This is a genomic window from Mycoplasma sp. AC157, assembly GCF_054343415.1.
Window position 1 is genome coordinate 1 of the sequence record NZ_JBTGVE010000025.1, and the last position, 13,933, is coordinate 13,933.

The following is a 13,933-nucleotide window of genomic DNA, read 5'->3' on the forward strand; positions in this document are numbered from 1 at the left end:
ATTAAATTAACACATATTTATAAAAAGTGACATTTTATATCTGTAATTACAAAATATGGGATTTTTACCGTGTAAACAGAAATATTTGAACTAATATTCATTAAAACTAAAGGTTTAGTTTTAATTTTAAATAATTAGATTTTAAAATTTTCAAAATTTCTGTTTGCTTTATTGCATTAAATAATTAAATTTAAATTTACTAAATTAAAAAAAGACATAAACTAGAATATCTACATTTATGTCTCTATTAAAATATATTTATTTAATTAAATAATTTAAGTAATTCTTCTAAATTAAGTTCTGCAGTTGATGAAACTATTTTATCTGCAATACTTCAATTTTCTTTTTCATTATGTGTGATAGCTACTGTATGAATATTAGCATCTTTTAAACCTTGAACACCAGCAATTGCATCTTCAAAACCAATTGTTTCTTCTGGTTTTAAATTAATCCCTTGTGCAGCTTTTATAAAAATTTCTGGATCTGGTTTTCCTTTAGAAACTGTTGCAGGATCAACGATGAAATCAAAATAATCAAATAATCCAATTTTTCTTAAAATTAATGGAGCATTATAAGAACTTGAAGCAATTGCTAATTTTAATCCTTTTTCTTTTGCTGCGTTTAAAAATTCTTTAATGTTAACTAAAATATCTTTTTGATCGATATCTGTTTCTAATAATTTTTTGTAATATTCATTTTTGTTATTAGCTATTGTTACTATTTCTTGTTCACTTAATGAAACATTAAAAAGTTTTAAAATAGCATTTAAAGTGTCAATTCTGTTTAATCCTTTTAAAGAACTATTTTGTTCTTCTGTGTAATTTAAACCAATTTTAGCTACTTCATTTTTTCAAGCTTTATAGTGTAATGAAGCGGTTTCTGTTATAACTCCATCTAAGTCAAAAATTAAACCTTTTATCATTTTTCAATAACCTCAAATTTTTGTTTTTTATTAGATATAATTACTGGTTTTTCATTTACATAAACTTCAAGATCGTTACCTGAAAGTTTTTCAATTGTAAAGTCTTTTCTATTAACAGTTACTTTTAATTTAGTATTTTTTACTAATATTGAATAAGTTAATTTTGTTCATTGTTTAGGTAAAATCGGAGCAATAAATACTTTTTTATCTAAAAATCTAAATCCTCCATATCCATAAACAATACTTTGTCAAATTGCTGCCAATGAACCTGCATGCACTCCTGCATCTGCAGAATGAAAATTAGTTCCCATATCAATATTTAAAGAATATTTAAATAATTTATACGCAATGTTCATTTTTCTTAAATCTACAGCTTTAATTGCATAAGTTGTAGGACTTAAAGATGAATCGTGAGTTGTAATAGGTTCATAATAATCAAAGTTTGCTGCAGCTACTTCTTTAGAAAATAGTTCACCTAAAACAAATGTAGAAAGAACAACATCTGCTTGTTTTACAAGTTGAGAACTTAATCTCTTGTGTCCTTCAGTGGTATTAAATAATTTTTTACCTGCATCACCTAATAATTGGAAAGGAGTAACATCAATTAAAGGAAGATTTTTGAACTCATCATTTTCTCATATGATGTTGTTTTCATTTGGTAATTGTTGTACTAAATTATCTCTAACATCTTTCATTAATTCCAAGTCTCATTGATAAGGTAATTTAGCTGCAATTTTATCTAAAATTGCCTGATTTTCCTTTGTATTTGATAATTCTTCTATATAGAAAATAGCTAGTTCTAAGTTTCTTTTAGCAATTAAATTAATAAAGTTATTATTTGTTATGTTACCTTTATATTCATTTGGTCCCATTACATTGCTAATATGATATTCTTTCCCTTTTTTCTCAACTCTAGAAGTTCAGAAAATAGCAGTATCAATAATCATTTCATAACCCATTTGCACCATAAAATCTTTATCATTAGTTACTTGGAAATATTGATCAACAGCAAAAGCAATGTCACCTGGAACGTGAATTTCTTGTTCTCTAGAAGCAATTGGAACTTGTTTTCCTGTAACTACATCAGGTTGCCCTCAATAAGGTGTCATTTCTCCTTCTGTTGGTCAAGCCATTTCTCAAGGATATTGAGCACCAATCATATTTTTTTCTGCAGCTTTTCTTCTTGCTCCTTCAATTCCTTTGTAACGGTATTCTAAAAGATTTCTTGCAACTTCCGGTTTAGTAAATAAATAGTTTGGAACAACGAAAAATTCAGTATCTCAATAACAATGTCCTTGATATCCTTCACCTGTTAATCCTTTTGCTCCTACTGACATATTTGAAGAATGTGTGGGAACAAAAGAATTCATATGATAAATTCCAAATTTTAGTGCTAATGCATCATATTCAGCATCTTTTTCACCTTCAATTTGAACATCAAATTGTTTATAAATTTCATCATATGCTTTCTTATTGTCTTTTACTAAATTCGAAAATTTTAGTGTTTCTAATAAAATACTTAAATTTTTAGCATTTTCTTTAACTTCATCAAAACTTAATATTGGATCTTTATCAACAGAAGTAGAAACTGACATTATTTTTTCTAATCTAAAGTTTTTTTCTGTAGAAATGGTTGTTTTAATTTCGTATCCCACTTGTCTACGAGACATTTTTAAAACATAATCATCATTTCCGCTTTCTAATAATTTTCCATTTAAGTAAGCTTTTACTTTCATATTATGAATCACTCATCTTTGTGATTCATTTGTTTGTTCTTGATATTGTAAAAGTGAAGGAGCAATTAAGATTTTTTTACCTTCATCAAAATGTTGAATTCCATGGTTTGTTGTTTGACCATTAATTAAAGGTAAAATTTTAATTTTTGAAGGTTCTCCACTTATTTGATTAATTTCTATTTCTTGAGCATAAATGTTTTTATTTATTTGTGAAACAACACGCTTAAAAGTTAAAACAAATTTTTTGGATTTTTTAGAAAATTTAATTTCTCTAAAAAGTAATCCGTTTTTTAAATCTAAAGACTTTGTATACTCCATTTTTTTATCGATCATAAAAATTTCATCATCAATATAAATAGAAGTTTGAATTAAGTCAGCTAAGTTAGCAATTTCAGAAACTTCTGTTTTGTCTCCTTGATTAAAAATTCCGTTTACAAAGAAATCTTCTTTGTTAAACACACTTCTTTCTTCATCAACTGCTCTTATTCCTAAATAACCATTACCTTGTGAAAAAATAGACTCTGTTTTTTTAGTTACAAGTGGATCGAAACCTGTTTGACTAATAATAAAATTTTTTGTATCATAAAATAATTTAGCCATTTTATTTTTCTAAGAACATAATAGACTCATACGGTCTTAAAGTATTCTTAATTCCTTTCTTATCTGTATATGAACTAATTAAAATTTCTTTATTTAAAATATTTTTAATATTTATATCTAATTCTTTTTTAGTTAAATTTATCAATGAAATAATTTTGTTATTAAAATCATCAAATCTTTCAATTTGAATAACACCATTATCTAATAATTTCATTTTTGAATTTCCGCTAATTAAAATTTCTTTATATTTTTTTCTTAATTGAATAATTGATTTATAAAAATTTAAAATTGAATCACTTCTTTGTTCTTGTTCAGCAACAGAAGATTCTCTATAATAACCTGATTTTTTAATTCAAGTTTTAGTTCCTTTATTAAATCCAAAGTTTTCAGTTTTATCTCAAACCATCGGTACTCTTGAATTATCTCTACTGTTTATATTGTGAAATCTTGTCATTTCTTGTTCTGTATATAATTTTTGTTCATCAACAAAAATTCTGTAAGCATTTAAAGCATCTACATCTCTGAATTCATGTCTGCAATTAAAAACAGGATTTTTTAGTCCAATTTCTTCTCCATATAAAATTGTTTGGATTCCCTTTAAAGAGAATTGGTAAAGAGCAAATGATTTTGCTGATTCTTTTCAATAAAGATTTTCATCACCTCATCTTGAAATAGATCTAGCTGTATCATGTGATGAACTAAAGTTAGTAATCATATAATTTTTGATTTCAGAATTGTTTTGATATTCAAGAATTGAAGAATTTGCAAAATCATTAGTATTTCAATTTGCATCATAACCATTTCTTCCTGTTTGTTTTCCTCAACCAATTCATCATGAACCAAAATTATAGAAGTTATCTGCTATTTTTTCTTTACCTTTTCCGTATTTTAATGCTGTATCTGGTTGAATTCCAGATGCTTCACCAATAAAGAAAACATCATTTTTTGTTTCATAAATTTTGTTTAAAAATTTTTGTAAATATTGAACCATTTTTGAACCAAATGAATGTTTAAATTTACCCTTATTTATTTCTTTATGAACATGTTGAATAGCGTCTAATCTAAATCCCCTTACCCCTAATTTATATCAAAAATCAATAACATCTACCATAGCATTAATAGTAAATTCTGATTCTCAATTTAAATCCACTTGTTCTTTAGCAAATAAATGGAAATAATATTTATTTAAAGAAGGTACATATTGTCATGCACTACCACCAAAAATTGATTCTTCTTTTCCTGGTTTATCTGTTCAAATGTAATAATTGTGTTCTTGGTTTTTCTCTGATTCAATAGCTTTTAAAAATCATTGATGTTTGTTTGAAGTGTGGTTTAAAACAATATCCATAATTATTTCAATGTTTTTTTCTTTTGCTTTAGAAACCAATTCTTTAAAATCTTCCATTGTTCCAAAAACTGATCATATTTTTTTGTAATCCAAAACATCATAACCTGCATCTGCAAACTCTGTGTCATAAATTGGACAAAGTCAAATTGCATCTACTCCAAGTTCTGATAAATAATCTAGTTTAGAAACAATTCCTTTTAAATCACCGTTTCCGTCATTGTTTGAATCTTTAAAAGATCTTGGGAAAATTTGATATATTACTTTTTCCCCTCATTTTTGTAAATTATCTTTCATTTTTCACTCCATTATTTTGTGTATAATCTCTATTATTTTACTACTAAAATAAAAATAAAAAAATTTTTTTATCATTTTTCAAAAATTCAAATAATATCAAATGTTATATCTTATTTGAGAATAAATAAAAATGCCCTATAATTGGGCATTTGACTAATATTTTTCTCTTATTTTTTCACCATATATAGAATTATAAATATTTTTATTTGTTTTCTAAAATTATAGATGTTTTTGCTGGTACTATATTTTCTTTTTTATCTTTTAAAGATATGTGTCTTGAAGATAAAACTAATTTATATTTATTATAATCAAAATGTTCTGGGTGGTCATTAAAATTATGAATAACTATTGCTTTGTTTGTTTTTTCTTTTACTGAAAAAACAACAAAATTTTCTCTTATTTCTTTATATTTTAATTTTCTATTTATTTCCTTTGCAGTATGTAGTCTAAAATATTTTGTTTTATTTCTAAATTTTAAAAGTTTTTTAAGAAAATCATAAACTTTTTCTTTAATTTTTCTATTTTGAAGATGATTTCATTTTAAACCATTAACGTAGTCTGTTGTTTTGTATGAATTATCAACAACAAAATCATTTTTATCATTTGATAAATTATTATCATTATTTAAAATTTTTAAATATCTATTATCGTGTTGTCCTGATTTATCTAGAGGTTTTGTTTGTAATAATTCTGTTCCTGCTAAAATCAATTGTCTACCTTGTGAAGTTAATTGCATCATTAAAGCTTGATTATATAAATTAATATTTTCGCTAAATGACAAGTTAGAAGTGGTTATTATTTTATCTCAAAGGGTAAAACCATCATGGCAAGCGGCATATTGTAATGTAATATTTGGCTCATTAGCAAAAACTGAATAAGCATCTTTTTCGATAAACTCTGAATTTGGATAATCAAATTTCTGTATATTTCCCGTAATTGAAACAAGAAAATCACTAAACTTACTGTAATTACTGGTTATAAGTCCTTTTTCATTATCTTCTATACTATCAGCACCTTTAATTGCGTTTCTAATAGTGTCATTAAAATAAGCAAACTTAATACTATTGGTATTTACTCCTTTAGTAAAAGAGTTTTCAAATTTTAAATCACTAAAAGGTCATGCTTCTCCGTGTAAAACAATATTTTTATTGATCTTTTTAAGTTCATCTTGCATTTTGCAAAGAGTTGTTTTATCAATAAAAGTTGATAAATCGAATCTAAAGCCATCTACTCCAAAGTATTTAGCAAAATATACTAAAGAATCAATCATCATTTTTCTTACCATTTTTGCTTCACTATTTAGAGCTGGTAAATCAACAGGAAAAACTTCAGAATTATTTCTAAAATAATAATTTGGAGTTATTATTTCTAATAAATCATTAATCATCATATGGTTAAAAACAACGTCCATTATTATTGCTATACCATTTTTATGTGCTTCATTTACAAAGTGTTTAAATTCTCTTAATCTTGCATAAGGATCCTTAGGATCGGATGAGTATCATCCAGCAATTGAAAAGTAATTTAAAGGATCATAACCTCAGTTATAATTGGTTGTTCATCCTGTTCCTTCATTTTTATTTAAAATGTTTAAGTTTTTATCACTTAATGTATAAATAGATTGAATAGGTAGAAGTTGTAAATGAGTTATTCCTAAATCTTTTAAGTATTCAAAAATATTATTTTCCAAAGCAGCATTAAATGTTCCTAAACGATTCTTAAAGTTATTTTGATCTAAAAGTGAAGTAAAATCTCTAATATGTAATTCATAAATTAAAGGATCAACACCATTATTTAAATTAGTTTTTAAAGGGATAGTTTCTATTTCTTCAACTAATGTTTTTTCTCAATCAACAATTACAGCTAAAGGGATTTTTTGAGTTGTTCCTTCTCAATCAAAAGGTGCAAAAACTTTAGCATATGGATCAAAAATATATTCAAAAGGTTGATCTTTAGTTCTTTTTATTTTAAATAAATAATAATATCCTTCATAAATTTCAGAAATTTTTCCTGTTCATAAATCATTATTTCTTTTGCAACCGATTGTAGTAATCTTTTGCATTCTTTCATTTTTATTAAATATTTCAACATAAACTTCAGCCACATCTGGTATTCAAATTCTAAAAAAGAAGAAGTTATCTTTTTTAAAAATTCCTTGCGAACTTATTTTTTTAGAAACTCTTTCATCAATTCTTTGTACATTTTTATTTACAATTTCATAATTTCCTTTATATTCCATCATTTTTCCTCTTTTTTGATTTTAATATAATTATATTTTATAACATTTTTAAAATTTTTTAAAATTTAATGTATGATATTTGTTATATTAAATATAATATCAGCAAAATAAAATACCAAATTAATGGTATTTTAATTTTTATTGTTCTTCACCATCTTGAATCATTTCTTTTGCTTTTGCAAGTTCAACACTAAAGAATGATGTAACACCACGTTTTTGCATAGTTGCTCCAAATAAGTGGTCTACTTTAGTCATTGTTCCGTGACGGTGAGTAATAACTATAAATTGTGTTTTTTCTTTTAATGACTGTAAAAATTCTGCATAACGAATAACATTAGCTTCGTCAAGTGCTGCTTCTACTTCGTCCAAAATACATAATGGAATAGGTTTAGCTTTAATTATTGCAAATAATAAGGAAATTGCAATAATTGCTTTTTCTCCACCTGAAAACAGTTTTAAATTTTTAACTGATTTACCTGGTGGTTGAGCTATGATATCAATTCCTGTTTCTAAAATATTTTGTGGATCTGTATATTGGATTTGTGCATCTCCACCACCAAACATTGTTTGAAATACAAATCTAAACTCATTATTAACAATGTTAACAGTTTCTTGAATTTTATTAACAATGATTTTATCCATTTCACTAATAGCTTCAAGAATTGTGTTTTTAGCATCATTTAATTCTTCTTCATTATCTTTTAAGTTTGTGAATCTTTCTTCAACTTCTTCACACTCTTCTATAGAATCCAAATTAACATTTCCTAATTGTTTTATTTCTTCTTTTAAAGCATTAACAAGAGTTCTGGCATTTTCAATTTCCATTTCAAGTTTGAAATTATTTTGTGCAGTTTCTAAAGTTAATTGATAATGTTCTGTTAATCTTCTTTGACTTTCAGTTAAAACCATTTCAACTTTATTTTTATCATTTTCATGCTGAGCATTTACTTTACTTAATTCATAAAGTTCTTTTTCAACTTCATTTTTTTGATTAATATAAGGTAAAAGTTCATTTGCAAGAGAAGCAATTCTTGTTTTTTTAATTCTAAGATTTGCTGCCATTTCGTTTTTTTGGTTTGTTAATTCAACAAGATTATTACTAATTTCATCTGTTTTTGAAATTTCAAGTGCTTCAGAACTTACTGATTCATATTTTGCTCTTAAAAAATCGTATTTATCTGTTAAATCTACTCTTTTTTGTTTTGTGTTAGCAAGTTCATTTTTTCATTCATTAATTGTAGAAATTAATTCTTCTTTTTTATTTTTTAATTCTACTTCTTTTTGTTCGAACTCTTCTTTTTTCTTTAATAATAAAGGAATTATTTTCTTTAATTCATTAATGTTATCATCAAGTTGCATTAAACTATTATCTGTTTCTTCTTTTGCTCCACCAGAAATAACTCCACCAACTCTAATAATGTCTCCATCTAGCGATACAACCATATATTTAAGTTGTAAAAGTTTGGATAATTTATTGGCATCTTCAATGGTTTTTGCTACAACTATATTACCAAGTAAAAAGTCTCTTAGTTTGAAAAATTCTTTATCTGTGTCAACAAGTTCTGAAGCAATTGCAACAAATCCAGGTTGTGTTTGTAAAGCAACTTTGTGTTCTTGTTTCATTTCTTTAGGTTGTATAGATGTTAAAGGAATGAAAGTAGCCTTACCACCATTATTTTCTTTTAAAAAGTTAACTGCTTTAACTGCTGTTTCAGGAACATCAACAACAATGTGTTGCAATGCACTTTTAAGAATTGCTTCAATTGCTGGTGCAAATTCTTTTTCAGCTTTTATTAAGTCAAAAACTGTTCCTTTGAATCCTTTACCAAATAAAGTTTTGTTTTCAACAATAGTTTTTGTACCTTTAAATAAATTGGTTTTATTGTTTTTGTGCTCTTCTAAAATTCTTAATTTAGTTTTAGCACTTTCGTGTTTATTGTATGAAGAATTTTTTTCAGAAGCCACTCTATAAAGTTCTTTTTCGATATTTGTTAATTCATTTGAACTTTGAGAAATAGTTTCTTCTGTTTTTTGTTCTGAACTACGGAAATGCCCGATTCTTGCGTGGATTTCTGCAATTTCTTCTTTTAAACTAGCGATTTGTTCTTCTGGAGTTGCTTTAATATCTCCATTAATAATATCTTGTCTTCTTTGTGTTATTTTTGATTGTCTTAGTTCTAATTGATGGATTTCATTTTCAACTTTAGTTAAATCATTTTGTAATTGATCTGCTTCTGTTTCTAATTTTAATTTTTGATTAGTATTTTCATTGATTGTAGTTGAATATAAAGATAATTTTGATTCTAAATCATCTCTTTTTTCGATTATATTAGTTAATTCTTGTTTTAAAAATCCCATTTTATCTGTAAAAAACTTAAGATCTTCAACAAGAAGACCAACTTCTACAGATTTTAATTCAGCTGATTTTTCAATAAAAATTTTTGCTTTTTCAGCTTGTTTTTTTAATGGAATTAATCTTTTTTCAAGTTCAGCAATAATTGTTCTAACTTTATCCAAAGCTTCTTCAGTTGTTTCTAATTTTCTTAAAGCTTCAACTTTTCTAGCTTTATATTTTGAAGTTCCTGCTGCTTCTTCAATAATTCCTCTTCTATGTTCTGGTGAAGCTTCAGCAATATCACTAATTGTTCCTTGAGAAATAATCGCTAGTGATGATTTGGAAATCCCAGATTCCATAGCAATTTCTTTAATATCTTTAAATCTTGCTAATTCTCCATTGATATAATACTCATTTCCGCCTTTTCCTCTATGTAAAACCCTAGAAATGGTGAAAATATCGTGTGGAACAGAAACTGCTTTATCACTATTATCAAAGGTTAAAATAACTTCTGCTTTGTCTAATTCTTTTACTGTTTTAGAACCAGCAAAAATCACATCCTCCATACTATCTCCCCTAAGGGCTTTAGAAGATTGTTCTCCTAATACTCATCTAATAGCATCATTGATGTTAGATTTACCTGAACCATTTGGACCAACAATTCCAACAACTCCACCATCAAAATTTAAAACCACTTTATCAGCAAATGATTTAAAACCTTGTGCTTCAACTTTTATTAATTTCATAATTACCTCTTTTTAAAAGTACTCAATGCATCTTTAGCTGCTGCTATTTCTGCATTTTTCTTATTTTTTCCTTTTCCTTTTCCAAAAATTTTACCATCATAATGTAATTCAGCATAAAATTCTTCGCCTATTTTTTGAACCCTGTATTCTCCAGGATGTTTTGTTATCGATTGTAAAATTTCTTGAAATTCAGATTTAGGATCTTTCTTTATTTCTAAAATCGATTTGTTTATAGTTTTGTATAAAGTTTTTTCAAGAAAATTTTCTAGAACTTTATCTCCTTGATCTAAATAGATAGCCGCTACTAAGGCTTCAAATAAATCAGCATTTGTTTTTTTATTATTAAGAATTTCCATAGCTCCTTTAGAAATTCTTAATAATTCATTTAATTTTAATTCAAAAGACAACAATGAAAGCGAATTTGTATCAACAATTTGGGATCTTTTAATTGTTGCTTCACCTTCATTAAAATTCTTATACTTTTGATAAATGTAATATGTACTTTTAAAATTTATTAGTGAATCACCAAGAAATTCTAAAAGTTCATAATTCTTTTCATTTTTATGTTCATTTGTAAATGATTTATGCGTAAAAGCCTGTATAAAAAGTTTTAAATCATTTGGTATTATATTAATGCTTTTTAAAAATTCTTCAACTTTTTTCACTTTAAGCAATAGCCTCTTTAGTTTTTTCTAAAACATCACTTTCAATTGCTATTTTTATTTGATTAAGAGCTCCTAAAAATGCTTTTGCGTCTGATGAACCATGTGATTTAATTACTATTCCGTTTAAACCAATTACTCAAGCTGCTCCAACATTTCTATAATCAAATCTTTCTTTTACTTCTTTAAATGCTCTTTTCAAAAATAAAGCAAAAATCTTTCTAAAAAGTTTTTTGGTTAATTTTTCTTTTAGTAATTTAGAAAAATTTAAAACCGTACCTTCCATCGTTTTTAGTGTTATGTTACCTGCATAACCATCAGCTAAAGCGATGTCAATATCTCCTTTTAAAAGATCTCTTGTTTCTATAAAACCTTTATAATTAAGACTTTGATTTGATTTTAATAAAAAGTTAGCATCTTTGTGATAATCATAACCTTTATAGTCTTCAGTTCCTATATTAATCAAACCAATTTTCGGTGATTTAACTTTAAATAAATTTTCATAAAAGATGCTTGAAATAATTCCTCATTGAACAAAGTATTCTGGTTTTACTATCAAATTAGCACCTGAATCTAAAAGTAAGAAGAACTTATTTTCAATTAATGTTGGAATCATTGGCATAAATGCTGCTCTTGCAACATTTGTAAGTCTTTTGATTTTTAAAGTTGCCATACCTAAATAAGTACCAGAATCTCCAGCAGATAAAACTGCTTTTGCTTGATTTTGTGCCACTAAATCTAAAGCAACAGACATACTTGTAGTTTGTTTAGAAACTTCACGCATATTATTCTCATTTGCTTTAGCAACATTAATTTCGTTAATGATTTCCACTTGATTGTTTTTTATATATTTATTTTTAAGAAGTTTTAAAATTTCCTTTTCATCTCCTATTAAAAAGATTTTATAATCACTATTTTCATCTAAAAACTTACTAACAGCAACTATTTTTTCTTTTAAAGGTGTATCTGTTCCAAGTAAATCAAAAGCAATTGTTTTCATTATTCAACTCCTATTAAGTAATGATAAATTTTTTGTTGTCCATTTTTTATTTCTACTTCTACATCGTATCTAGATTCAATGTAATTTAAAACTTCATTAGCATCGCTTTTTGTAGAATCTGTTCCGTAGTAAATGGTAACAATTTCAGTGCTACTTTTAATTAAAGATTCAATAACTTTTTTAGCAGCATCGTTGTAACTAGAAGCTGTTGCAATAATTTTTCCATTTGCTATTGCTAAATAATCACCTTCTTTAATTTTAATTCCATTCATAGTGGTTTCTCTACTTGCAATCGTTACTTCTCCTGTGCTTACGCTTTTAATTGCATCTTCCATTAGTTCTTTATTATCATCTCAATCTGATTCTTCATTAAAGTTTAAAGAAGCACTTATTCCTTGTATTTGTGTTTTGGTTGGAATTATAATAACTTTTTTGTCTTGAATGGTTTGAACAGCTTGTTGAGCACTTAAAATAATATTAGAATTGTTTGGTAAAATAAAAACTGTTTCAGCATTTATAGAATTAATAGCTTGAATGATGTCATTTGTTGAAGGATTATTTGTTTGTCCTCCTTCAATGATAAAGTGAACACCGTTTTCTTTCATTACATTTATAATTCCCTGACCTGTATTACATGAAACTAAACCGGATTTGTATTTTTTTTCTGTATTTTTAGTATCATTTGCAATATTTTTAGATTCATTTGCTTGAATAGTCATATTTTCGGATTTGATTTTAATAAATTCACCATATTTTTGAGCAGCATTTAAAAGCATTCCTGGTTTTAAAACATGACCGTGAATTTTTACTCAATCTTCATCTTGAACTACAACTAATGAAGTAGCCATTTTGGAAATTTCATTAACGATTTTATCTTTAGAAAATGTTTTAGGGTTTTTTAATTCAATAATGAATTCAGTACAGTATCCAAATTCACCTTCATAAATTTCTGTATCACTAACAAAATCAGAAATATTGACTTGTTCATCACTTAATTCAACTGGTTCATTGATTGTTAATTTGTACATCCCTTCTAAAATTAAACGAAGTCCTTCACCACCTGAATCATTAACACCAACTTCTTTTAAAACCGGTAATAAGTTTCTTGTGTTGTTACAACTAATTTTAGATTGTTCAACTGCAATTTTAAAAATTTCACTAATGTTAGTTGAAGGAGTAATTGTTTGTTCTAATTTTTCAGTAACTTCTCTTATTACTGTTAAAATGGTTCCTTCAACCGGTTTTAAAACTGAAGAGTATGCTTTAGAAGTAGCACTACGAAATCCTTCAATTAACTCAAAACTATTAATTTCTTTCTTATTAGCAAATGAATCGGCAAAACCTCTAAATATTTGAGAAACAATAACCCCAGAATTTCCTCTAGCTCCAAGTAACATATTTCTTGATATTTTTTGTGAAATTTCATCAATTCTAGTACTTTTTGTTTCTAAAATATTCTTAACTCCTGCAGAAATTGTAGTAGCCATATTGCTACCTGTATCACCATCTGGAACAGGGAAAACATTTAATGCATTTATTTTTTCTTTAGAATTAGCTAAATTGTTAGCACCTGAAATTAACATTTTTGCATATAATTCACCATTTAAAATTTTCATATTACTTAATCCCCTTTATATGAATATTTAAAGTTTCTAATTTTAGTTCGTTTTTTTGTAAGTGGTATTCAATAACTGATTTTATTTCTTCAACTGCAGTTTTAACACTAACAGAAAATAACAAAATTATGGCTAAATTAATTTTTAAGCCATTATTTCCTTTAATAATAAAAATTGATTTTTCTCACTCTTCTCTTTTGAGAGCTTTAGCTAAAACATTTGCTTCAGTATTAATATTACAAAAACCATAAATTCCTGGTATTAAAGAAATTTTTTCTAAAAGTTGGTTTCTTAATTCTTCAACCATTTTCACCTCTTTAAAATAGATAACTATAAATATTTTAAATTATATAACATTTTATTCTTTTTAAACAGTAAAAAAATATTAAAACAGAAATAAAATGTCACCCCCCATTCCCAATATAAAATGTCACT

Annotated in this window: 9 protein-coding genes; all 9 read right to left on the bottom strand. The window is 25.9% G+C overall.

Annotated elements, in window-relative coordinates; all coding sequences use genetic code 4:
• Positions 1-262 precede the first annotated feature (262 nt).
• A complete protein-coding gene (gene pgmB, locus ACXX84_RS03650; RefSeq protein ID WP_436358966.1) occupies positions 263-922 on the bottom strand; it encodes a beta-phosphoglucomutase in 660 nt (219 codons plus the stop codon).
• Complete coding sequence (locus tag ACXX84_RS03655) at positions 916-3,258, bottom strand: glycosyl hydrolase family 65 protein (RefSeq protein WP_458560472.1); 2,343 nt, start codon at positions 3,256-3,258, stop codon at positions 916-918. The genes pgmB and ACXX84_RS03655 overlap by 7 nt, the downstream gene beginning before the upstream one ends.
• Before the next feature lies 1 nt (position 3,259).
• Complete coding sequence (locus tag ACXX84_RS03660) at positions 3,260-4,900, bottom strand: alpha-amylase family glycosyl hydrolase (RefSeq protein WP_436358964.1); 1,641 nt, start codon at positions 4,898-4,900, stop codon at positions 3,260-3,262.
• A gap of 202 nt (positions 4,901-5,102) precedes the next feature.
• On the bottom strand, positions 5,103-7,142 hold the full coding sequence (locus tag ACXX84_RS03665; protein ID WP_458572924.1) for an alpha-amylase family glycosyl hydrolase: 2,040 nt from the start codon (positions 7,140-7,142) through the stop codon (positions 5,103-5,105).
• A 135-nt stretch (positions 7,143-7,277) separates the two neighbouring features.
• Positions 7,278-10,220 carry an AAA family ATPase gene (locus ACXX84_RS03670; protein ID WP_436358962.1) on the bottom strand — a complete coding sequence of 981 codons (2,943 nt, stop codon included), beginning with the start codon at positions 10,218-10,220 and terminating at the stop codon, positions 7,278-7,280.
• Positions 10,221-10,222: 2 nt separating this feature from the next.
• Entirely contained in the window at positions 10,223-10,885 is a 663-nt protein-coding gene (gene rnc / locus ACXX84_RS03675) for a ribonuclease III (RefSeq protein ID WP_436358961.1), read from the bottom strand.
• A gap of 1 nt (position 10,886) precedes the next feature.
• Complete coding sequence (gene plsX / locus ACXX84_RS03680) at positions 10,887-11,882, bottom strand: phosphate acyltransferase PlsX (RefSeq protein ID WP_436358960.1); 996 nt, start codon at positions 11,880-11,882, stop codon at positions 10,887-10,889.
• A complete protein-coding gene (locus tag ACXX84_RS03685; protein ID WP_436358959.1) occupies positions 11,882-13,498 on the bottom strand; it encodes a DAK2 domain-containing protein in 1,617 nt (538 codons plus the stop codon). The genes plsX and ACXX84_RS03685 overlap by 1 nt, the downstream gene beginning before the upstream one ends.
• A 1-nt stretch (position 13,499) precedes the next feature.
• A complete protein-coding gene (locus tag ACXX84_RS03690) occupies positions 13,500-13,805 on the bottom strand; it encodes an Asp23/Gls24 family envelope stress response protein (protein WP_436358958.1) in 306 nt (101 codons plus the stop codon).
• Between the last annotated feature and the right edge of the window lie 128 nt (positions 13,806-13,933).